The sequence below is a fragment of the Caulobacter sp. KR2-114 genome, assembly GCF_049446115.1.
GTDB lineage: Bacteria > Pseudomonadota > Alphaproteobacteria > Caulobacterales > Caulobacteraceae > Acaudatibacter.
On the sequence record NZ_JBMSEC010000002.1, the window covers coordinates 1,012,306 to 1,033,522 of the forward strand.

The 21,217-nt window shown below is 71.9% G+C and carries 15 protein-coding genes; 5 read left to right on the plus strand and 10 right to left on the minus strand.

What is annotated here, in order from left to right; translation table 11 throughout:
- Window positions 1–9: 9 nt before the first annotated feature.
- The 4 genes from ACO2Q3_RS11020 to ACO2Q3_RS11035 all read right to left on the minus strand — a co-directional run bounded on the left by ACO2Q3_RS11020 (window position 10) and on the right by ACO2Q3_RS11035 (window position 5,047).
- A complete protein-coding gene (locus ACO2Q3_RS11020; protein ID WP_423306627.1) occupies window positions 10–633 on the minus strand; it encodes a TetR/AcrR family transcriptional regulator in 624 nt (207 codons plus the stop codon).
- An 81-nt stretch (window positions 634–714) separates the two neighbouring features.
- Window positions 715–1,260: a cytochrome b gene (locus ACO2Q3_RS11025; protein WP_423306629.1), complete on the minus strand. Its 546-nt coding sequence runs from the start codon at window positions 1,258–1,260 to the stop codon at window positions 715–717.
- Between the two features lie 3 nt (window positions 1,261–1,263).
- Window positions 1,264–2,379, minus strand: coding sequence for a catalase family peroxidase (locus tag ACO2Q3_RS11030; RefSeq protein ID WP_423306630.1), 1,116 nt, complete (start codon window positions 2,377–2,379; stop codon window positions 1,264–1,266).
- 70 nt (window positions 2,380–2,449) lie between these two features.
- Entirely contained in the window at window positions 2,450–5,047 is a 2,598-nt protein-coding gene (locus ACO2Q3_RS11035; RefSeq protein ID WP_423306631.1) for an ATP-binding protein, read from the minus strand.
- A gap of 266 nt (window positions 5,048–5,313) precedes the next feature.
- Here ACO2Q3_RS11035 and ACO2Q3_RS11040 point away from each other — a divergent pair, with 266 nt between their 5' ends.
- Both ACO2Q3_RS11040 and ACO2Q3_RS11045 read left to right on the plus strand, forming a co-directional pair.
- The gene (locus tag ACO2Q3_RS11040) at window positions 5,314–6,297 is read left to right on the plus strand and encodes an NADP-dependent oxidoreductase (protein WP_423306632.1); all 984 of its coding nucleotides are present in this window, start codon (window positions 5,314–5,316) and stop codon (window positions 6,295–6,297) included.
- A gap of 88 nt (window positions 6,298–6,385) precedes the next feature.
- On the plus strand, window positions 6,386–7,678 hold the full coding sequence (locus ACO2Q3_RS11045; protein WP_423306633.1) for an MFS transporter: 1,293 nt from the start codon (window positions 6,386–6,388) through the stop codon (window positions 7,676–7,678).
- A 163-nt stretch (window positions 7,679–7,841) separates the two neighbouring features.
- Here ACO2Q3_RS11045 and ACO2Q3_RS11050 read toward each other — a convergent pair whose 3' ends face one another.
- From ACO2Q3_RS11050 to ACO2Q3_RS11070, 5 genes are all read right to left on the minus strand, one after another.
- Window positions 7,842–8,318 carry a hypothetical protein gene (locus tag ACO2Q3_RS11050; RefSeq protein ID WP_423306634.1) on the minus strand — a complete coding sequence of 159 codons (477 nt, stop codon included), beginning with the start codon at window positions 8,316–8,318 and terminating at the stop codon, window positions 7,842–7,844.
- Between the two features lie 17 nt (window positions 8,319–8,335).
- Window positions 8,336–10,444: a penicillin acylase family protein gene (locus ACO2Q3_RS11055; protein ID WP_423306635.1), complete on the minus strand. Its 2,109-nt coding sequence runs from the start codon at window positions 10,442–10,444 to the stop codon at window positions 8,336–8,338.
- Window positions 10,445–10,485: 41 nt separating this feature from the next.
- Window positions 10,486–13,338, minus strand: a complete 2,853-nt coding sequence (locus ACO2Q3_RS11060) for a TonB-dependent receptor domain-containing protein (protein WP_423306636.1) — start codon at window positions 13,336–13,338, stop codon at window positions 10,486–10,488.
- 62 nt (window positions 13,339–13,400) lie between these two features.
- Window positions 13,401–14,411: a FecR family protein gene (locus tag ACO2Q3_RS11065; protein WP_423306637.1), complete on the minus strand. Its 1,011-nt coding sequence runs from the start codon at window positions 14,409–14,411 to the stop codon at window positions 13,401–13,403.
- Window positions 14,338–14,925, minus strand: coding sequence for a sigma-70 family RNA polymerase sigma factor (locus ACO2Q3_RS11070; RefSeq protein ID WP_423306638.1), 588 nt, complete (start codon window positions 14,923–14,925; stop codon window positions 14,338–14,340). Before ACO2Q3_RS11070 ends, ACO2Q3_RS11065 begins: the two co-directional genes overlap by 74 nt.
- Window positions 14,926–15,274: 349 nt before the next feature.
- On the opposite strand from ACO2Q3_RS11070, the gene ACO2Q3_RS11075 reads away from it, so the two are divergent.
- The 3 genes from ACO2Q3_RS11075 (at window position 15,275) to ACO2Q3_RS11085 (ending at window position 19,288) form a co-directional block, all read left to right on the plus strand.
- Complete coding sequence (locus ACO2Q3_RS11075) at window positions 15,275–17,026, plus strand: ankyrin repeat domain-containing protein (RefSeq protein ID WP_423306640.1); 1,752 nt, start codon at window positions 15,275–15,277, stop codon at window positions 17,024–17,026.
- Window positions 17,027–17,123: 97 nt separating this feature from the next.
- Complete coding sequence (chrA, locus tag ACO2Q3_RS11080) at window positions 17,124–18,341, plus strand: chromate efflux transporter (RefSeq protein ID WP_423306641.1); 1,218 nt, start codon at window positions 17,124–17,126, stop codon at window positions 18,339–18,341.
- Window positions 18,342–18,358: 17 nt separating this feature from the next.
- The gene (locus ACO2Q3_RS11085) at window positions 18,359–19,288 is read left to right on the plus strand and encodes a DUF2268 domain-containing putative Zn-dependent protease (protein ID WP_423306642.1); all 930 of its coding nucleotides are present in this window, start codon (window positions 18,359–18,361) and stop codon (window positions 19,286–19,288) included.
- Between the two features lie 324 nt (window positions 19,289–19,612).
- Here the strand turns inward: ACO2Q3_RS11085 and ACO2Q3_RS11090 are convergent, their stop codons facing one another.
- Window positions 19,613–21,151 carry an FAD-dependent oxidoreductase gene (locus ACO2Q3_RS11090; RefSeq protein ID WP_423306643.1) on the minus strand — a complete coding sequence of 513 codons (1,539 nt, stop codon included), beginning with the start codon at window positions 21,149–21,151 and terminating at the stop codon, window positions 19,613–19,615.
- Window positions 21,152–21,217 lie beyond the last annotated feature (66 nt).

A 21,217-nucleotide genomic window follows, 5' to 3' on the forward strand; every position in this document is an offset into this window, starting at 1 on the left:
GGGTCGCTGTCAGGCGTCCCGCGGCGACCCGGCCAGCAGGAACTCGGTGGACAGCAGCACCGCAAAGCCGGCGACGATCTTCTGGCCCAGCGCCCGCATCGCCTCGGTGTCCGAAGCGCCCTGGCTGAGCAGCATGGAGGCGATGCCGCGGCCGAAGGCGGAATAGGCCAGCGCCGCCTCCTCGATGCGGTCGGCCGGAACCCGTTCGTCGTGGCGCAGGGCCTCCTGCAGCCGCCGCAGGATCTGCTCCTCGGCCTCGCGCACTGCCTCGTTGCCGGCCAGGATCCGCTCGGAATACATCAGGGCGTAGAGCTGCAGGTTGCCGGTCATGAACCGCAGGTAGCCCGCCGAGGCGCCATCGATCTGCCGCACGAACTCGCCGTCGGCGACCACCCGGGCCATGGCGGCGCTGAGCTCCTGGAAGCCCTCCACGGCCAGCGCGCCCAGCAGGGCGTCCTTGCCGGTGAAGTGGTGGTAGAGCGAAGCGGCCCCGGCGCCGATCTCGGCGGCGATGGCGCGCAGGTGCAACGCCTCCTCGCCGCCGCTTTCCAGCAGCCGGCGCGCCGCGTCGAGCGCGCGCCGGCGCAGCGATTGCGCCACCGCCGGCCCCTGCCGCTCGAAGCCCGTCGTCATCGCCTTCCGCTCCGCCGTCCCCAGCGCTCCCTAGCAGCGGTGCGCCCGGCGCGCCACGCCTGCAAGGGGGGGCGGAGGCGCTCAGCGTCGCGGCGTGGTCCGGCGGCCGAAGCCGGCCATGCTCTGGAACACGCCGTCACGGAAGATCAGCGCATGCATCAGCGCCGCCGAGACGTGAGCCAGCAGGGTGGCGAACAGCAGCAGGGCCAGGACCGTGTGCGTCGCGCGCAAGGTTGCGTACAGGGCGACGTCGTGCGGCGCGATCGGCGGCAGGCGCAGCGGACCGAAAAGGACGATCGGATAGGCCGCCGCCGACAGCATGGCCCAGCCGACCAGCGGCAGGGCGATCATCAGGGCGTACAGCAGCCAGTGCGACAGCTGGGCCGGCAGCTTCAGCAGCGCCGGCATGGCGGCGGGCAGCGGCGGCGGCCGGCGACGGAAGCGGTTGGCCAGGCGCAGCAGCGCCAGGATCAGGATCAGGGCCCCCAGCGGCCGGTGGATGGCGACCAGGCGGTGATAGTCGGCCAGGGAGGCGACCATGGCGATGCCGATGAACAGCATGGCCAGGATCAGCACGGCCATGGTCCAGTGCAGCACGCGCGACGACAGGGCGAAGGGCTTGGCCATGGGTCAGCGCGCCTCCTGGGCCGGCCGGGCGGACAGCTGCACGGCGCTGGGCGATTTCGGCTCGCCCGCCCGCCGGGTGAACGACACCGAATAGGCCGCCGAGCGCGCCGAGAGCAGCGGATCGGCGGAGGGGGCGATGCCCTGGGGCAGCACCAGCGGATCGTAGTTGATGTCGCGGCAGTTGCCGGCCGTCTCGGGCTCGACCGAGGTCACGGTCAGCAGGCCCGCGTCGACCTTGGGCCGGTCGGGAGGCCAGGTCTGGCTGGCGTCGCTGGTCGGATCGCCGGGTTCGCCAAGCGTCAGCTCCAGGCGCCACTGCGCCGGTCCCCGGCGCAGGCGCGCGGCCAGGGCCTCGAACAGGTAGTTGTCGCCCGCCGGCGCCGTGACCGGCTCCGGCGCGAAGGGGTCCACGGGAACCATCGACCAGCGCACCGGCGTGCGCCGCCCGCCCGGGCCCACCAGGAAGAAGGCGTTGAGGGCGTTGTAGCGGGCGTCGGCGAAGCCGGACGAGAACGTCTGGGCCTTGATCATGCCGATGGCCTTGATCGCCTCGGGATGCGCGGTGACGAAGGCCTTCAAGGCGGCGGGGTCGGGCTGGCCGGTGGCCGGCAGCGGCCGGGTGGCCACCAGCTGGTCGCGAAAGCCCTGCGGGTCCTTCACCGGGAAGACCGGGATGTCGACCATGCCCGTGCGCCAGTGCTCGCCGTCGGCCAGGGCGAAGTCCAGCGCCAGGCTGCGCACCGCGCCGGGGCTGTCCGGAACCCGGGGCATGCCGCCGGCCAGGGCGAAGCGGCCGGTCACCGGCGTGCGTCCGCGAGCGAACACCGACGCGCGGGAATAGGCGCTGGCCGCGCCGCTGCCGTCGAACCAGCCGGTCATGCAAAGGCCCTTGGCGTGGTTGCGGCGAAAGCCCGGATGCGGACCATCGCCCGCCTCGAAGGTGTCGATGATCACCGACTGGGTCAGCCGGCCGGGCGACAACAGCCCGCCCGCCCAGGCGAAGGCCCCGGCGCCGGCGACGGCCACCGCGCCGATCAGCGCCAGGCGCGCCAGCGCCGGCGGACGCAGCAGCGCGGCAAGGGAATAGCGGTCGCTGGGCGAAGCTTCCGGGTCTGACATCAATGGCCTCCTGTCCCCTTCCCTACCGCCATTCGCGTGGCGGTCTTGAAGGTTACAGCCCGGCCGTCGGCTAACCCGCCCTGCGGTCGGTGGACGCCATGCGCTCGTCGTCCCCGGCGGTCGCCCAGCGGGCCACCGCGCCCAGCAGCTCGGCCGGCACGATCGGCTTGCCGATATGATCGTTCATGCCGGCCTCGGCGCTGGCGGTGACGTGCTCGGCCAGGACGTTGGCGCTGAGCGCCACGATCGGCGTGGCGGCGGCGTCGGAGCCCAGGGCGCGGATGGCGCGGGCGGCGGCGAAGCCGTCCATGCCGGGCATCTGCAGGTCCATGAAGATCAGGTCGTAGGGCGGCAGATCCTCGACGCGACGCACCGCCTCGGCCCCGCCGGAGGCTTCATCCACCCGGTGGCCGGCGGCCGTCAGCAGGGCCCGCAACAGGTGTCGGTTGGCTTCCAGGTCGTCGACCACCAGGATCCGCGCGCTGGCGGCGGCGGCCGGGGCGTCGTTGGCGGCGCCGCGGGCCGGAGTAGGCGCTGCCGCGGACGCCGGCGGCGCATCGATCCAGAAGCTGAAGGTCGAGCCCTGGCCTTCGACGGAGGAAACCGCCATGTCGCCGCCCATCAGCCCGACCAGGGTCTTGCAGATCGACAGGCCCAGGCCCGTGCCCCCGTGCCGGCGGCTGACCGAGCCGTCCACCTGATAGAACCGCTGGAACAGGCCCTCCAGCCGGTCCGCCGGGATGCCGACGCCGGTGTCGCTCACCGCCACCGAGAGGCGGCTCAGAACCGGATCGTAGCCGGCCGACACGCGGACATCGCCGGCGTCGGTGAACTTGATGGCGTTGGTCAGCAGGTTCAGCATTACCTGGCGCAGGCGGCCGCTGTCGGCGGTCAGACGGGCCGGCACGGCGTCGTCCAGGTGCAGCGCCAGCTCCAGGCCCTTGGCCTGCGCCTGGGTGGACACCAGCGCCAGGCTGTCGCCCAGGAACGCAGCCGTGTCGAACGGCTGCGGATCCAGCTCAACCTGGCCCGCCTCCAGCTTGGAAAAGTCGAGGATGTCGTTGACCACCGCCAGCAGGGTCCGCCCGCTGGTGGTGATGCGCTCGACATAGTCCCGGGCCGGGCCCGGCAGGCCCTGCATCTGGCCCAGCAGGTCCGAGAAGCCGATGATCCCGGTCAGCGGGGTGCGGATCTCGTGGCTCATGTTGGCCAGGAACTCGGCCTTGGCCACGGCGGCGGCCTCGGCCTGCTCGCCCTTGCGGCGCAGCTCCGCCTCCATCGCCCGCCGCGCGGTGGTGTCGCGCAGGGCGGTGACCACGCCGACCACGTCGCCGGTCTCCTCGTCGCGCAGCGGCGCCGGGCTGCCCTGGAACCACACCCAGGTTCCGTCGGCGCAGCGGGCGCGGAACTCGTGCTGCTGCAGCGCCGTGACGTTCTCTTCGCGCAGCGCCGCGCCGCGCACCTCGACGATGGCGCTCAGGTCCTCCGGATGGATGAAGTCGGCCATGCTGCGCCCGACCAGGTCCGCCGGGACGTAGCCGAACTGGCGCACCGCGGGCGAGGCGTATTCGATGACGCCGGCGTTGTCGTAGCGGATGATCACGTCCGTCGCCCGGTCGGCCAGCAGCCGGTAGCGCCGTTCGCTTTCGCTGAGCGCCGCCTCGCGCTGGCGCGCCTCGGTGACGTCGAGCACCGAGCCGAAGATCGCCGTGACCCGGCCGTCGGCGTCGCGCTCGGCCGAGGCGTTGGCGTAGATGCGCCGCACCTCGCCGTCCGGCCTGCGGATCGACGCCTCGAACGCCGAGGACACCCCATGCTCGATCAGGGCGGCGTTGTTGGCGGCCACCAGGTCCCGATCCTCGGGGATGTACAGCGCCATCATGCTGTCGAAGTCCGGCTCGCCGGCCGCCGGGTCCAGGCCATAAACCCGGAATACCGCCGGCGACCAGGCGCCGCCGCCGGTGACCAGGTCGCGCCGCCAGTGGCCGACCCCGGCCAGCTCCTCGGCCAGCAGGGCGAAGCGGTGCGCCTCCTCGGCGCGACGGGCGGAGGCCGCCGCCGCGGCCGCCGCCTCGCGCAGGCGCCGGCGGTTGCCGGTGAGGTCGCCGTACAGGGACCGCAGCGCGCCGGTGACGATCAGCGGGGTGGCGAACAGGGTGATCAGGTCCAGCGGCCGGCCCTGGTAGAGGCGCAGCGCCGCGGCGGCCAGCTGCACCAGCGCCACGCAGGTCAGCACCGGCGCCAGGCTGATCCACAGCCGGCGCGGCTGGGCGTAGTCGCGCACCAGGATCTGGAAGATCAGCACGCCGAACATGGTGACGCCGAAGGTCTGCGCCGCGCCGGTGTAGAACAGCACCATGTCGGAGGCGATCAGGGCGTAGAGGGCGGTGCGCAGCCAGCCGTAGATCGCCCCGCCGCGGCGGCCACGCCCGAAGCCCAGCCAGCCCTGCTGACCCGCGATCAGCAGCAGAACGGCGGCCAGCCAGCCGCCAGCCATCGCCGGCCCCACCGCCGGCGCGCTGGCCGCGGCCACCACAAAAGCCGGGCCCACACGCGGCGCCACGGCCTGGGCCAGGCCTTCGTCGGGCAGGCCGGCGGCGGCCGCATCGCGCCTCGCCACGCCGGGCGCGGTCTGCGGTGCGGGCGTGTCGCCCCCGGCGAGAGACATGTCGCGAACTCCGTGAATTTGCACAAACTTGGCTGTGAGACCTGAAGAATAGATTGAGTTTTCGCACCTCGCCGCGTTTGACGCCGCCGGACGGCGCCGCTAGCGTCCGCGCCGGCCAACAGCTGTTTGAACAGACGGCTGGACCAGACCGGGCGGCGCGTATCCGCCCGGCGCCGGGCGCGATTCCCAAGCGCCGCGGGCGGCCCCTCGGACAGGAAACCGCGCGACCGTCTCTGCGGCGCGCCCCAGGTATTGGAGCTTCAAGCATGGCCGTCGCCCGTCAGATCCACCTCGTTCGCCGGCCCAAGGGCAAGCCCGTCGCCGAGGACTTCGCCGTGGTCGAGGCGCCGATCGCCGAACCGCAGGACGGCCAGCTGCTGGCCGAGGCGGTGATCATGTCGGTGGACCCCTACATGCGCCCGCGCCTCGACGCCGACCAGGCGCTGGACGCCCCGCTGCTGGGCGGCGGCATCGCCCGGGTGCTCACCTCGCGCCATCCGAAGTTCAAGGCCGGCGACCTGGTGCGCCACGGCGCGGGGATGCAGGAGCGCTTCATCTCCGACGGCGCCGGCCTGGCGCCCGTCGTCCCGCAGGCCGGCCTGCCCCTGACCGTCTACATGCACGCCCTCGGCGGCACCGGCCTGACCGCCTACGGCGGCCTGCTGGAGACCGGCGCGCTGAAGGACGGCGAGCAGGTGTTCGTCTCCACCGCCGCCGGGGCGGTGGGTTCGGTCGCCGCCCAGATCGCCAAGATCAAGGGCTGCTACGTGATCGGCTCGACCGGCTCGGCCGACAAGGCCGCCTGGCTGCGCGACACGGCCAGGCTGGACGCGGTGATCAACTACCACGACGCTCCGCTGGCCCAGTCGCTGGCCGCCGCCGCGCCCAAGGGCATCGACGTCTATTTCGAGAACGTCGGCGGCGAGCACCTGGACGCCGCCCTGCCGCTGATGAACGTGCGCGGGCGCATTCCGGTGTGCGGCATGATCTCGACCTACAACGGCGACCGCCAGGGCGTGAAGAACCTGCCGCTGATGATCTACAAGCGCGTGCGCATGGAGGGCTTCGTCGCCAGCGACTTCAACCACCTCTACGCCCAGTTCCAGGCCGACATGGCCGGCTGGCTGGCCTCGGGCCAGATGCAGTACCAGGAGACGGTGCTGGACGGCTTCCAGCGCGCGCCGGAGGGGCTGATCGGCCTGTTCGAGGGCCGCAACGCCGGCAAGATGCTGATCCGCGTCAGCGAATGATCCCCGGCGGCGGCGGCCCGCGATAGCGGAGTTCGCCGCCCCGGCCGTTCTTTCCATATCAGGGGACGGACAGCGTCGGGCGGAGCGAGTGACCAGGGTGCGTAACGACCACGAGGGCCGCCGGCTCGTCTCGATCATCGGCGGTTCGGCCGGCAACCTGGTCGAATGGTACGACTGGTACGTCTATTCCGCCTTCACCCTGTATTTCGCGCCGGTGTTCTTCCCGTCGGACGACTCCACGGCGCAGCTGCTGAGCGCGGCGGCGGTGTTCGCCGTCGGCTTCGTGATGCGCCCGATCGGCGCCTGGATCATGGGGGTCTACGCCGACCGGCACGGGCGCAAGGCGGGGCTGACGGTGTCGGTGACGCTGATGTGCGCCGGCTCGCTGATGATCGCCGTCACCCCCGGCTACGACCGCATCGGCGTGTTCGCCCCGGCGATCCTGCTGCTGGCGCGGCTGATGCAGGGCCTGTCCGTCGGCGGCGAGTACGGCGCCAGCGCCACCTACCTGTCGGAGATGGCCCGCCGCGACAGCCGCGGCTTCTATTCCAGCTTCCAGTACGTGACGCTGATCAGCGGCCAGCTGATCGCGCTGTGCGTGCTGCTGGTGCTGCAGGCGCAACTGCCGGTGAAGGCGCTCGAGCAGTGGGGCTGGCGCATTCCGTTCGCCGTGGGCGGGGTGCTGGCGGTGGCCGTCTACCTGATCCGCCGGCGGCTGGCCGAGACCGAGAGCTTCACCCAGGCCAAGGCCGACGACATGCTGGCCTCCAGCGTCTGGCTGCTGTTCCGCCGGCACCCGAAGCAGGCGCTGATGGTGATGGCGCTGACCGCCGGCGGCACCTTGGCCTTCTACGCCTACTCGACCTACATGCAGAAGTTCCTGGTCAACACCTCGGGCTTCAGCCGCGAGACGGCCACCGAGATCACCACCGCGGCCCTGTTCATCTACATGCTGCTGCAGCCGGCGGCCGGGGCCCTGTCCGACCGGATCGGGCGCAAGCCGCTGATGGTGGCGTTCGGCGTGCTGGGCGCGGCCCTGACCTGGCCGATCTTCCACGCCCTGGAGAGCGCCTCCAGCGCCTTCGAGGCCTTCCTGCTGGTGCTGGGCGCCCTGGTGATCGTCACCGGCTATACGGCGATCAACGCCGTGGTGAAGGCCGAGCTGTTCCCCACCCACATCCGCGCCCTGGGCGTCGCCCTGCCCTACGCCCTGGCCAACACCCTGTTCGGCGGCACCGCCGAATACGTCGCCCTGTGGTTCAAGCAGGCGAAGATCGAGAGCGCCTTCTACTGGTACGTGACCGCGATGATCGCCCTGTCGCTGATCGTCTACCTGCGCATGCCCGAGACCAAGCGCACCAGCCAGATCGAGACGGACTGAGGGGCGGGGCAAGGGCCGGCGCGGCCCCTCACCTTCCCGCTCGCTGCGCGATCGGGCCCCTTCCTCTCCCTCGAGGGAGAGGAAAAAGCGACTCCTCTCCCTTCAGGGAGAGGAAGGGGCCCGCGCCCGTCAGGGCGTGGGAGGGTGAGGGGCCGCGCGATCCCTACTGTTTGACGAAGAACTCCTGGTAGGCGTGGGACTTGCCTTCCGGGGACTTGCCGACGCCGCGGCGGATGGCGGTCTTGCCGTCGGCGTTGAAGGTCCAGAACTCGCCGGCGATCACGTCGCCGTCCTTCATCTTCAGGATCTGCAGGTTGTCGGGGTCGGTCTGGGTGACGGAGACCTGGTTGAACCGTTCCTGGTTGGCGAACGGGGTGATCGAACCGTCCAGGGCGGTGACGTGGTCGCTGATGTACGGCTTGTCCGGATTGGTCGTATTCACCGAGTGATAGGTGAGCTTGTTCGGGCTGAAGGTGAAGTTGACCGTCAGCTTGAAGTTGGCCGGCAGCTTGCCGGTGTTGCTCCAGAACGAGCGGGCTGGATCCAGGGTCCAGGCTCCGTCGTGGCTGGCGGCGAAGGCCGCGCTGGCGCTGAACACCATCGCCCCGGCGGCGATCACGCTGATCAGGTTGGTCTTCATGGCTCTTCCTCCGAAAATCACAGCGCGGTGCGCGCTTCCAGGTGCTGCTCGACCTCGGCGCGGGTGGTCCACAGGGTGCGCAGGGTCTTGTCCGACAGGTGCTTCAGCTGGTCGGCGCGGTGCGGCGAGCCGGGCTGGCTGGCATTGCCGTAGCTCATCAGCCCCACCGCCTTGATCGGACTGGAGAACTCCACCAGCGACACCCAGGTCTCGCCGTGCTGCGGCGTGCGCTCGCCGTTCTTCAGCGGCCCCCAGGTGATGGTGCGGAAGATGCCGGTGTTGCCGAAGCCGCCGTTGCCCGGCAGGTTCACGTCGTCGATGTGGAAGCGCGAGACCTCGCCGAACGGGCGGTCGATGGCGCCGTACCTGGCCTTGGTCTCGGCGATGGCGGCCTTCAGCAGCCCCACCGCCTTGGCGGGATCGGCGATGCCGGTGGGCGTGTCGATCGGCGCCTCGGCCGACCACTTCACCTTGTAGTTGGCCTGGCCCAGGAAGTTGCCCGGCGCGAACTTGCCGGCGAAGGTCTCGAACAGCAGCGCCGCGCGGCTGTCGCCGACGGTCTCGCGGTCCCAGGCCTTCAGCAGGGCGGCGGCGGCCTGCACCTCCGGATCGGGATCCGCTTCGGCGGCGGGGATCAGGTCGGGCAGCAGACGGTCGGCCATCAGGGTGTGGGTCGACAGCTTGCGCTTGACGAAGTCGTCGAAGCTCAGCTTGCCGGCGTCGGCCAGCAGGTGCGCTGACTGCTGCGAGCGCAGGGTCTCCGGCCCCGGCGGCGCCACATAGGCCGGATAGTCCTTGTGATGGATCACCTGCGGATAGGTGGCGACCCACGGCGGGTCGTTGGTGTTCTGCACCCAGCCGGTGGGCGGATCGACCACCTTGGGCAGGTCGTCGTAGCCGTGCACGTCGGTCCACAGGGTGGCCGAGGTGTCGCCCGGCACGAAACCGTCCCAGTAGGCCACGTCGCCTGACGGGTGCTTGGGCAGGATGCCGTTGTCCAGGTAGAGGATGTGGCCTTCCTTGTCGGCGTAGACGATGTTGAACTTCGACACCTGCAGCCGCTTCAGGATGGTCTGCAGCTCGTCGAAGCTCTTCGACTTGCCCATGTCCCAGTACTGTTCCAGCCCGCCCGGCCGATCGAGCCCCGCGACCCGCAGGGCGATGGTGCGCCCGTCGGCGCGCGTGAACGTGGGCCCGTGAACAGATGAGCGGATGGTGAGGATCTCGGTCTTCAGCGTGCCGTCGGCCTGTCGGACCTTGTAGCTGCGGGTGGTCACCTTGAACGGCAGCACCTTGCCGTCGAACAGGTAGCCGTCGCCCTGCACCTTGAGCTCGTAGTTGGTGGCGCCCAGCAGGGTGTTGACCGTGTTGGTGAAGCCCATCCGGTCGTTGAAGCAGAACCGCAGCACCGGCAGGCCCACCTGGGTGGCGCCGTACATCTTGATGCCCGGCCCGTTCAGGTCGGCCTCGAAATAGGTGAAGAAGCTGGTCGGCCACGGCAGGTGAGGATTGGCCAGCAACATCGTGTTTCCGCTGGCGGATTTCGACGGCGCCACGGCCCAGGCGTTGGAGCCGGCGTGCGCCGCCGGATCGGTCCCGCCGGTCGTCTTCTCCTCCGGCGCGATGTAGATGTAGTTCATCAGCCGATGGGCGTGGGCCATCACGTCGACGCCGGTCACCGGCAGCACCACCGCCACCTTGGGATCGATCTTGCCCGGATTGGCCTTGGCGAAGGCGTTGATCCCCTCGGCGAAGGCGTCAAGGTTGCGCCGGAACTTCGGGCTGGAGGCGCGATACCAGGCGGCGGCGCGCTCGGGGATGCCGTTGCTCAGCACCCAGCGGTCCGACGCGGCCTGGCTCTCGCCCCAGTATTCCGCCGCCCGGCCGCGCGCCTCGCCGTACAGCCGCACGACGATGTCGCCGTGGTTGTGCGCCTGGGCCCAGCCGAAGCCGTAGAACACCGCCGCCTCGTCCTTGCCGTAGACGTGCGGCACGCCATAGCTGTCCCACAGGATCTCGCCCCGGCCGCCGGCCACGCTCTCGGCCAGGGCGCCGGAGGGCAGGACGTCCGCCGCCAGGGCGCCCAGCCCCGCCGACAGCCCCGCCAGGAAGGTCCGCTTGCGCATCGTGTACCGCTCCCCTCAAGCTCGGCCGTCTTCGCGACCCGTCAGAAGCTCCACATCACCCGGCCGTAATAGGACCCGCCGGTGAAGCCGAACGGCGAGGTGCCCGGATATTGGCCCGAGCCGAGGTTGACGTTGTAGGTTCCCGCGGCGCTCGGATAGACGTTGAACAGGTTGTTGGCGCCCACGGCCACGGTGAAGTTGTTGGGCAGGTGGTAGGCCAGCTCCAGGTCCGTGATCCACTTCGCCCGGAAGGTCTGGTCCGCGACCGCGGGCGTCGCCGGGTTCTGCAGCACGGTGAAGCCGCCGTAGCGCGTCGCCCTCAGGTTCAGCTCGAACTTGCGCCAGCTCCAGTTGCCGCCCAGGGCGATCTTGTCCTTCGGCAGGGCGGTAGTCAGGTAGCCCTGGCTAAGCCGGTCGAACAGCACGAAGCCCGAGCCGAGGGCGGACAGCTGCGAGGGATTGGCGATGATGTGGGTGATGGTGTTCTGGTTGTAGTTGTAGCCGAAGTTCAGCTTCAGCTGCCCCCAGGCGTCCAGGTCCAGCTGGTAGGTGGCCACCACGTCGATGCCGCGCGTGCGGGTGTTGATGGCGTTGGTGTAGTACTGGGCGCTGAGATTGGCCGGCAGGCCGTTGTTGGTCAGGATGGTGTTCACCGCGGCCCCGGTCAGGGTGCTGGTGATGGCGATCCGGTGATCGACGTCGATCTGGTAGGCGTCCACCGTGACGTTGAAGTGCGAGATCGGCGACAGGGTCACGCCCACGCTGTAGTTGCGCGAGGTCTCGGGCTTCAGCGGCTGGGCGCCCAGGGCGATCGCCGCGGGGGAGTTCACCGGCAGGGTCTTGATCTGCAGCAGGGTCAGCACGCCGTTCACCAGCCGGAACTGGCTGGAACTGGCGGCATAGTGCTCCTGGGCCAGGGCCGGGGCGCGGAAGCCGTTGCTCACCGCACCGCGCAGTGACAGCCACGAGGTCAACTCGTAGCGGCCGCTGACCTTGCCGATCACCGTCGAGCCCGAGGAGTCGTCGTAGTCCTCGTAGCGCACCGCGCCGTCCAGGAAGAGCTTCTTGATCGGCGTGTAGCCGAACTCGGCGTAGACCGCGTAGTTGTTGCGCGCCGAGAACGAGGCGTCGGTGGGCTGGAAGCCGGGCGCCGCCTGGGCGCCGGTGGCCAGCAGGGTGCCGGCGAACGGCTGGCCGGCCGGGATCTGGTACGTGCCGGCCGCATAGCTGGCCGGCTCGCCGGCGCTGACCTGGTAAGTCTCGCGCCGATGCTGCGCGCCCAGCGACACCTGCATGTCGCCCCAGGAGTCCGACTTGAAGTCGCGGGTCAGGTCCAGGGAGTTCACCCACTCGGTGGATTCCAGCATGCCGACGTAGAACTGCGTCGGGCTGGCCGGGCCCAGGCTGGCGTTCTCGCTCTGATAGACGTTCTCGCGGGCGCCGTTGTAGCCGTAGGTCGACGACAGGTCCCAGTTCCAGCCGTGGAACACGCCGCGCGCGCCGACCGCGAACTCGTAGTCGTTCTCCTCGATCACCAGGTCGGGACGGAAGCCTTCCGGGTACAGCTGCGGGATGGTGTTGGCGCTGTTCGGCGAGCGGAAGGTGAAGTTCAGGTCCGACCGGCGCCAGCTGTAGGTGCCGAAGGAATAGAACTGCACATTGTCGTTCAGGTCGTAGTGGCCGTTGTACCCCAGGTTTGCCCCGCGCTGCGGCAGCTGGCCGTAGTTCCAGGTGATCAGCCGGTTGACCGAGGCCTCGCGCGGATCCAGCTGGCCGTTGATCTTCGGATAGATCTGCACCGAGGGCGCCACCGGATTGGCCCGGTTGGAGCTCTTCTGGTCCTTGTAGTTGAAGAAGGCCGTGAAGAAGCCCTTGTCGGTGGCCCTGAAGCCGTACTCGCCGCCCAGCTGCACGTACTGGCCGTCGCTGCGGTCGATGTTCTGGCCGGCCGTGGCGGTCAGCAGGCCGCCCGGCTTGTCCTTGAGGATGATGTTGATCACCCCGGCGATGGCGTCGGAGCCGTACTGCGCCGCGGCGCCGTCGCGCAGCACCTCGATGCGGCCGATGCCGGTGGTCGGCAGCATGTCCAGGTCGGCCGGGACCGAGCCGTTGTACAGCGACGAGACGGCGTTGATCAGCGAGGTCTTGTGCCGGCGCTTGCCGTTGACCAGCACCAGGGTCTGGTCGGGATTGAGCCCGCGCAGGCCGCCGGTGGAGATGATCGTCGCCGTGCCGCCGCCGGCGCGGAACGGCTGGTTGAACGAGGGCACCAGGGTCTGCATCGCCTGGAACACGCCCACGCGGCCGGTCTTCTCCAGGTCGCCCTGCCCCAGCACGTCGATCGGCGTGGGGCTGTCCATCACCGTGCGCGGACGGCCGCGCACGCCGGTGACGGTGACCTCGCCGATCTCGGCCGGGGTGTCGGCGGCCGCCTCGGTCTTGCCGGGCGGCGCCGGCGGCGGGGGCGAGCCGGGATCGGTCGCCTGGACCTGGGCCGCCGCGGTGGCGGCCACCGTGGCCACGCTGGCGGCGACCGGCGCGGTGCCGACCTTGGTCACCCCCGGCGAGGCCGGCTTGACCGGTGCGCTGAGGGCGATCAGGCCGTTCTGCACCAGGGAGATGCGCAAGGGGGTGTGGGCGATCAGCCGCTGCAGCGCGGCCCTGGCCGGCATCCGCCCGCTGATGGTTGGCGAGGTCAGCCCGGCGACCTGGTCGTAGGGATACAGCACCCGCACGCCCGACTGGGCCGACAGGGCGTTGATCGCCTTGTCCATCGGCTGGGCGGCGATGTGGAAGTCCACCGCCTGGTCCTGCGCCGCCGCCGGCCCCGCCGCCATCGCCACGGCCGCCACGCCCGCCCCGGCCAGAAGGGCCGTCCGCCAGTCTCGCATCATCTTCGCATCCCCCGCCGATGAAGAACCTTCACCCGGGGAGACGGGCGGGCGTTTGGAAACCGCTATCCGGGATCGGAAGATTTTTCGACGCGCGCGGTCAGCAGCACGCCGCCGTCGTCGGTGCGCCGCACGTCGACCGGAAAGGCCGAGGAGACGGCGGTGAGGAACTTGTCCGCCTCGTTCACCTGGAAGCGGCCGCCGATGCGGATGTCGGCGATGCGCTGGTCGCCGATCACGATGGGGCGCCGCTGATAGCGGTTCAGCTCGTCCACCGCCTGGGTCAGGGTCTCGCCGTTGAACTCCAGCACCCCGCTCTGCCAGGCGGTGCGCTGGCGAAGGGTGTCGTCGGCCAGCGCCGTCGCGGCGATGGCGCCGCCATCGACCACCGCCCCGTGGCCGGCGGCGATGTGCGGCGCGGTCGCCTGGTCGGGCTTGCCGACGGCCGAGACCGCCACCACCCCCTGGGTGACCGTCAGCTCCACCACCTGGCTGCGGATGCGCACGTTGAAGGCGGTGCCCACGGCGCGGAACCTGGCCTGGCCGGCGGTGACCCAGAACGGGCGGGCGGCGTCGTGCGCCACCTCGAACAGGGCTTCGCCCTGCACCAGCCGCACGTCGCGGCGGTGGGCGTGCATCGCCACCTCGATGGTGGACGCGGTGTTCAGCTCCACGCTCGAGCCGTCGTCCAGCCGCACGGTGCGCCGCTCGCCGACGCCGGTGCGATAGAGCCTCTGGTCGCGGGCATGCAGCCAGGCGCCTGTGGCGATCCCGCCGACGGCGCAGGCCGCCGCCAGGGCCCCGATCACCCCGCGCCGGGCGGGCCGGTTCTCAGGCGGCGGAGCGGCGGCCGTCGCCTCCATGGCGGGCGGACTGGCGCGCAGGCGTTCTGACGCCTCCCACGCCGCTTCCATGCGGGCGAACGCCACCGCATGGTGCGGATCGGCGTCGATCCACGCCTCGATCTCGCGGCGCTCGGCCTCGCTGGCGCCGTTCGCCAGCCTAGCGACGTAGGCGCAGGCGGTGTCCTCGAGCGCTGCCAGATCCCGCTTGATTGTCGACGGCTCGCCCGACACGCCCTTCCTCAGATTCTGCCAGCCCCTTGGCCACAAGCCGGATCGCCTTGGCGAGGTGCTTCTCCACCGTAGAAACCGATAGCGCCAGACTCTCCGCTATCTCGCCCGGGGAATAATCGTACACACGTCTCAGGATGAAGACGCGTCTGCATTGCGTTGGCAATTTTTCGATCACCGCGTGCAGCCTGCGCAGCTCGTCGCGCGCCGTCAGGCCGGCTTCCAGGCTGTCGTCCGCGCGCAGCACGTCCAGGTCGGCGACGAAGTCCAGCGAGACGATGGTGTCGCGGCGTGCGCTATCGAGCAGCAGGTTGCGGGCGATGGCGAACAGATAGGCGCGCCCGGCCGTCACCCGGCCGAAATCCTTGGCCGTGTAGGCCCGGGCCAGGCTCTCGGCGACCAGGTTGTCGATGTCGTAGCCCGACGGCGCCACACGCCGCAGGCGCGCGCGCACCTCCCGCTCGTGCGGCAGGATCACGGCCTTGAACCAGTCCAGCCTGGCCTGTCGATCGTCCATCCGACCAACCCCCGCTGCAGCGCAGCCCTCCGAGGCCGGAGTCGCGCGCCGCATCGCCCTTAGGATGACATGTCTATGAACATCGCCCGCCGGCGTCAAAGGCCGCCGCGCCCCGCAGGCCGCGGGCCCGCTCCGAGGTCAATTTCCAGGCGCCGTGCCGCCGCGCACGGCCGCCGGGGGCCGCGTTGACACCCGCGCGAGCCCGCGGCTAGATGATCACAGAGCGCTTGGGGCGCCTCCTGTCCGCGGCAAGGGAGCCTGGCTCCCACCCACTTCGGTCCTACCGACGTCATCGCACCTTCTTCCGGCCTGCGAAGCGGACATCAGGCGACTTTCGGAAGCAGGTCCCATGCCCGACACCACACCCCCCGTCCGTTCGCTCACCGCGAAGTCCAACCTTGACGCCCTTCGCGGCGAAGCCAGGCGTTGGCGCAAGGCGATCACCACCGGCGACGCCAGGGCGTCGGAGCGGTTCCGGCGCGCCATGCCCGGTCACGCCGGCGCGCCAAAGCTGCGCGAGGTGCAGCAGGCGCTGGCCCGAGAACACGGCTTCGCCAGTTGGGCGGCGCTGCGCCAGGAGCTGGAGGATCGCGCCCGCACCGCCGCCGAGCGCGTGCGCCTGTTCCTGGAGAAGGCCGCCAACCGCTACGGAACCTCGCCCGCCACCCGCAAGTGGGGCGACTACGAGGCCGACGGACCCGCGCGCGGCGCGCTGGCCGCCCGGCTGCTGGCCCGGCACCCGGAGCTCGCCCGGCGCGACATCCACACCGCCGTGGCGGCGCACGACCTGGCCGCGGTGCGCGGCTTCCTGCAGCGCGACCCGGACCTTGTGCGCGATCGCAGCGACTTCGACGGCTGGACGCCGCTGCTGCGCCTGGCCTATGCGCGGCTGCCGGCCGAGGGCATGAGCGACGCCCTGAGCATCGCCACCCTGCTGCTGGACGCCGGGGCCGACCCGGACGCCGGCTGGTCGGACGAGACCCCCGAGTTCACGCCCCTGGTCGGGGTGATCGGCGGCGGCGAGGCCGGCCAGTCGGAGCATCCCCAGGCGCAGGCCTTCGCCGACCTGCTGCTGGCGCGTGGCGCCGACCCGATGGCGGCCCAGGCGCTGTACAACACCTCGCTCGGCCCGGACTCCACCGAGTGGCTGCAGCGGCTGTGGTCGGCGTCCGCGGCGCGCGGCGAGACCGGGCGCTGGACCGGCCCGGCGCCCGAGGCCCTGGGCGGCGCGCGGGCCGCCAGCGCCCTGGCCTATCTGCTGGGCAACGCCGTCCCCGACCACATCGAACAGGCGCGCTGGCTGCTGGCGCACGGCGCGGACGCCAACGGCGTGAACTTCTATTCCCGCGAGCCGGTGATCAAGCACGCCCTGCTGACCGGGCGCCTCGACGTGGTCGCGCTGCTGGAGGCGCATGGCGCTGTGCGCCCGGCGCTCTCCGACCAGGAGCGTTTCCTGGCCGCCGCGGCCACCGGCGACCTCGCCGCGCTGCGCCACCTGGCCCAGGCGCATCCGGCGTTCCTGGGCGCGCCCGAGGCCATGTTCGTCGCCATCCGCCGCCAGCGCGCCGAGGTGGCGCTGGCCCTGCTCGACCTCGGCATGTCGCCGGACGTCGCCGACGACAAGGGCCTGACCGCCCTGCACGTCACCACCCATGTCGGCGCGGCGGACATCGCGCGGCTGCTGATCGACCGCGGCGCCGCGATCGACCCGTTCGAGCAGCGCTACGGCGGCGCGCCGCTGACCCATGCGATCTTCAACGGCCAGCCGCAGATGGCTGCGCTGATCGCGCCCTTCAGCCACAACTTCCGCGGCCTGTGCTTCGCCGGCGCGACGGACCGGCTGCGCGCGCTGCTGGCCGAGGCGCCGGACCGGGCCAACCGCCAGGACCGGCCGGGCGAGCCGGCCCTGTTCTGCCTGCCGGACGACGAGGATCGGGCGGTCGAGGTGGCGGAGCTGTTGCTGGCCCACGGCGCCGATCCGGCGTTCCGCAATCCGCTGGGCCTGACCCCGGCGCAGGCGGCGCGCCGGCGGGGCCTGGACGAGGCGGCGGCGGTGATCGAGGATGCGGCCGACGAGCCGGCGGCCCGCCCGCCTGGGTGATCGCGCTTCTGGTGGTCGCGCTTCTGGTGATCGCGCTTCTCTCGCCGCGCGGGGTTCGCTATCGACGGGGCCGGCGCCGGCTGCCGGGGAGCGGGACATGGCCACGACGCAGATCGCCGCGCAGGCCGCGCCCGAACGCGGCTCGCCGCTGGAGGTGCTGGGCGCCTTCCTGCGGCTCGGCCTGACGGCGTTTGGCGGCCCGGTCGCCCACCTCGGCTACTTCCGCGAGGAATTCGTCACCCGCCGCCGCTGGCTGGACGAGGCGACCTATGCCGACCTGGTGGCCCTGTGCCAGTTCCTGCCCGGCCCGGCTTCAAGCCAGGTGGGGTTCGGCCTGGGCCTCCTGCGCGCCGGACCGCTGGGGGCGCTGGCCGCCTGGACCGGCTTCACCCTGCCCTCGGCCTTGCTGATGGTCGCCGCCGCCTATGCGGCCACCGCGATGAGCGGCCCGCTGGCGCAGGGCCTGATCCACGGCCTGAAGCTGGTCGCCGTGGCGGTGGTGGCCCAGGCGGTGTTCGGCATGGCGCGCAGCCTGACCCCCGACGCCCGCCGCGCCGGCATCGCCCTGGCGGCCGTGGCCATCGTCACCTTCGCCTCGGCGGCGATCGGCCAGGTGGCGGCCATCGCCCTGGGGGTGGTCGCGGGCCTAATGCTGTGCCGGGCCGAGGTGCTCGAGACGCCGACGCACAGGTTCCCGATTCCCCGCCGCGTCGGCCTCGCCGCCCTGGCCCTCTACCTCGCCCTGCTGCTGGGCGGCCCCCTGGTCGCCGCCGCCACCGGCGCGCCGCGGCTCGCCTGGTTCGACGCCTTCTACCGCTCGGGCGCCCTGGTGTTCGGCGGCGGCCACGTGGTCCTGCCGCTGCTGAAGGCGGCGGTGGTGGGCCCCGGCTGGGTCAGCCCGGACAGCTTCCTGGCCGGCTATGGCGCGGCTCAGGCGATGCCGGGACCGCTGTTCACCTTCGCCGCCTATCTGGGCGCGGCGATGGGCGGGCCAGCCGGGGCCGCGATCGGCCTCGTCGGCATCTTCCTGCCCGGATTGCTGGCGCTCACCGCCGCCCTGCCCTTCTGGGCGCAGCTGCGCGCCCGCCCGTCAGCCCAGGCGGCGCTCAGAGGCGCCAACGCCGCGGTGGTCGGCATCCTCGGCGCCGCCCTGTACAACCCGGTCTGGACAAGCGCGGTGCTGGGCCCCGCCGACTTCGCCCAAGCTCTGGCCGGCTTCGTGCTGCTGACCGCCTTCCGCGCCCCGCCGATCCTGGTGGTGGCCCTGGGCGCGGCGGCCGGCGTGGCGCGGGCGCTGTGGCTGGGTCCGGCATGAACCGGCTTTACCCGCGGATGAGCCGTCCCCTCGGCGCGCTCGCCGCGACCCTCGCCTTGCTGACGCCGGCCCTCGCGCCGGGCGCGCCGCCCCCGCCGGCGCCGGCGATCCACATCGAGGACGTCGCCGCCTTCTACCGGCTGTACGACGCCGCCGGCGGCCACCCCACGCCCGAAACCCTGCAGCACGACTATCTCGACGCCGGCTCCCCCGGCCTGCGGCGACTGGCGTCGCTGCGCAAGGTGACCGGCCCGGCGATCGCCGAAGCCATCGCCCGGCGCCCGGAGATCTACGCCGGCGCGCGGCGGTGCATGACGGTGCTGCCGGCCGCCCGGCGGCGCGAGACCGCCGCCCTGCGCCGGCTGGCCCAACTCTATCCGCAGGCGCAGTTCCCACCGATCACCATCGCGGTCGGCCGCGGCAAGCCAGTGGGCGTCACCGACGAGACCGGGGTGATGATCGGCCTGGAGGCGCTGTGCGCCGTCACCTGGCTGGAGCCGGACCCGGAGGCCCGCCTGACGCACGTGCTGGCGCACGAATACGCCCACGCGCAGCAGGCCATCGCCGCGCCGGCGTTCTACAACAAGCCGAACCCGACCGTGCTGGAGGCCTCGCTGATCGAGGGCGCCGCGGAGTTCACCGCCGAGCTGATCTCCGGCAGCGTCTCCGAGCGGTGGCTGCAGGCGGCCAACCGCGGCCATGAGTTGGCGATCGAGACCGCCTTCGCCGCCGACGAGGACAGCACCGACCTGTCCCGCTGGCTCTACAACGGCACGCTCAGCCAGCCGGGCGACAACGGCTACTGGGTCGGCTACCGCATCGCCAAGGCCTATTACCGCAACGCCCGCGACAAGCGCCGCGCGCTGGCCGAGATCCTGGGCATGACCGACGCCAAGGCGTTCCTGGCCCGCAGCGGCTGGCGCCCGGGGATCGCGCTGCCGGACTGAGCATGTTAGGCGAAAGTGTACTCGGTTTCGCCGCTCGAACATGCTCTAAACTTTTGAAGATGGAGCCTTTTTATACGGGTCAGATGATTCCATCTGACCCTAAAAGGCTCTAGGACTGCCGATGTGGACGACGTCGACGGCCAACAATCCCTCGTCACCCCGGACCAGGGCGCGGAGCGCCCGCCGATCCGGGGCCGGCCGCCCCGCAACCGAGACGATCTCCAGCCAGGCGCGGGGCGCCAAGCCCGACGCGTCTGAACTGTGGCCCGGCTGGCCCCGGGTCTGCGCTTCGCGCCGCCCGGGGTGACGGTCAGGGGGCGGCGCCTAGCCCCCCGCCGCCCGCTCGAACGCCAGGCCGGCCTCCAGCGCGCGCCGGTCGCGCCCGACGGTGGCCAGGGCGCGCAACTGGCCCTCGTGCTTGAACCTGACCTCGGCGTCGCGCCCTTCCAGCGAACCCTCGACCAACGGCGGGTCAAAGCGCTCGGCGTGGCCGACATAGCGGATCGAGACGTCCTGGTGGGCGCTCCAGAAGAACGGCGTGTCGGCATAGGCGGCGTCGTCGCCGAGGATCTGCCGCGCGACGTGCTGGCCCTGGCGCTCGGCGTGCGCCCAGTGCTCCACCCGCAGCCGCTCGCCCCCCGCCGCGCCCGGATAGCGGGCGATGTCGCCGGCGGCATAGACGCCCGGCGCGGCGCACAGGCGCGCGTCGGTGAGCACGCCGCGATCCACCGCCAGGCCGGCCGCCTCCGCCAGCGCGGTGCGGGGCTTCACGCCGGCGCCCACCACCAGGAAGTCCGCGGCGATCTCGGCCCCGTCCTCCATCAGCAGCCGGCCGTCGCGCCAGGCGCGCACCCCGACGCCCAGGTGGAAGACGATCCCCGCCGCCTCGTGCAGGCCGCGCACCCAGCCGCCCATCGCGTCGCCCAGCACCCGGCCCAGGGGAACGGCTTCCGGCGCCGCCACGTGCACCTCCAGCCCCCGATGGCGCAGGGCGGCGGCGGCCTCCAGGCCGATGAAGCTGGCGCCGACCACGGCCACCCGCCGGGCGCCCTGCGCCGCCCGAGCGATGGCGTCGGCGTCTCGCAGGCTGCGCAGCACGTGCACGCCGCCACGCCCGAAGCCCTCCACCGGCAGGCGCACCGGCTCGGCGCCGGTCGCCAGCAGCAGGGCGTCGAAGCCGTAGCTACGCCCGTCCTGCAGCGCCACGGTGCGCGCGGCCACGTCCAGCGCCACGGCCTCGGCCTTCAGCTGCAGGTCGATGTCGTTGTCGGCGTACCAGCCGTCGCCCCGCAGCGGCATCCACTCGGCCGGCGCCTCGCCCGCCAGATAGTCCTTCGAGCAGTTCGGCCGGTCGTAGGGCGCATCGGCGTCGGCGCTGAGCAGGGTCACCGACCCGTTGAAGCCCTCGCGCCGCAGCAGCTCCGCCGCCGCGAAGCCGGCCGCCCCGCCGCCGACCACCAGCACGCGGCGGGGCCGGTCGACCGCCGGCCGATGGCGGGAAGCCTTCGGCTCGGCGGCGGCGGGCTCATCGGCCGTCACCCGCGCCTGCGCCCCCTCCGTCCGCACGGTCCAGCGGCGCAGCGGATCGATCGCCGGCGCGCCCACCGCCTCGCCGGTGCGCAGGCAGAACCGCGCGTGGTGCCAGGGACAGCGCACCTCGCCGTCCACGATCAGCCCCTCGCCGAGCGGCCCCTGGTAATGGGTGCAGGTCGCGCCGACGGCCAGCAGCTCGCCGTCCACCCGGGCCACCAGCACCGCGTCCTCGCCGACATGACCCACCAGGCAGCCGCCCTCGGCGATGCCCGCGGCCACAAATCCGGCCGTCAGGTCCGGCCCCGCGGGGCCGTCGTTTTCGTGCGCCATGCCATCGTCCTTCATCGCCGCGCCGCCATCGGCGCCCGCAGCCTCAACGCGACTAGGCGCCGCCCG

What these genes read in the sequence shown, in the direction of transcription:
- ACO2Q3_RS11020 (WP_423306627.1), bottom strand. Translation starts at nt 633, where the DNA reads ATGACGACGGGCTTCGAGCGGCAGGGGCCGGCGGTGGCGCAATCGCTG.
- ACO2Q3_RS11025 (WP_423306629.1), bottom strand. Translation starts at nt 1,260, where the DNA reads ATGGCCAAGCCCTTCGCCCTGTCGTCGCGCGTGCTGCACTGGACCATG.
- ACO2Q3_RS11030 (WP_423306630.1), bottom strand. Translation starts at nt 2,379, where the DNA reads ATGTCAGACCCGGAAGCTTCGCCCAGCGACCGCTATTCCCTTGCCGCG.
- ACO2Q3_RS11035 (WP_423306631.1), bottom strand. Translation starts at nt 5,047, where the DNA reads ATGTCTCTCGCCGGGGGCGACACGCCCGCACCGCAGACCGCGCCCGGC.
- ACO2Q3_RS11040 (WP_423306632.1), top strand. Translation starts at nt 5,314, where the DNA reads ATGGCCGTCGCCCGTCAGATCCACCTCGTTCGCCGGCCCAAGGGCAAG.
- ACO2Q3_RS11050 (WP_423306634.1), bottom strand. Translation starts at nt 8,318, where the DNA reads ATGAAGACCAACCTGATCAGCGTGATCGCCGCCGGGGCGATGGTGTTC.
- ACO2Q3_RS11055 (WP_423306635.1), bottom strand. Translation starts at nt 10,444, where the DNA reads ATGCGCAAGCGGACCTTCCTGGCGGGGCTGTCGGCGGGGCTGGGCGCC.
- ACO2Q3_RS11060 (WP_423306636.1), bottom strand. Translation starts at nt 13,338, where the DNA reads ATGATGCGAGACTGGCGGACGGCCCTTCTGGCCGGGGCGGGCGTGGCG.
- ACO2Q3_RS11070 (WP_423306638.1), bottom strand. Translation starts at nt 14,925, where the DNA reads ATGGACGATCGACAGGCCAGGCTGGACTGGTTCAAGGCCGTGATCCTG.
- ACO2Q3_RS11075 (WP_423306640.1), top strand. Translation starts at nt 15,275, where the DNA reads ATGCCCGACACCACACCCCCCGTCCGTTCGCTCACCGCGAAGTCCAAC.
- chrA (WP_423306641.1), top strand. Translation starts at nt 17,124, where the DNA reads ATGGCCACGACGCAGATCGCCGCGCAGGCCGCGCCCGAACGCGGCTCG.
- ACO2Q3_RS11085 (WP_423306642.1), top strand. Translation starts at nt 18,359, where the DNA reads ATGAGCCGTCCCCTCGGCGCGCTCGCCGCGACCCTCGCCTTGCTGACG.
- ACO2Q3_RS11090 (WP_423306643.1), bottom strand. Translation starts at nt 21,151, where the DNA reads ATGGCGCACGAAAACGACGGCCCCGCGGGGCCGGACCTGACGGCCGGA.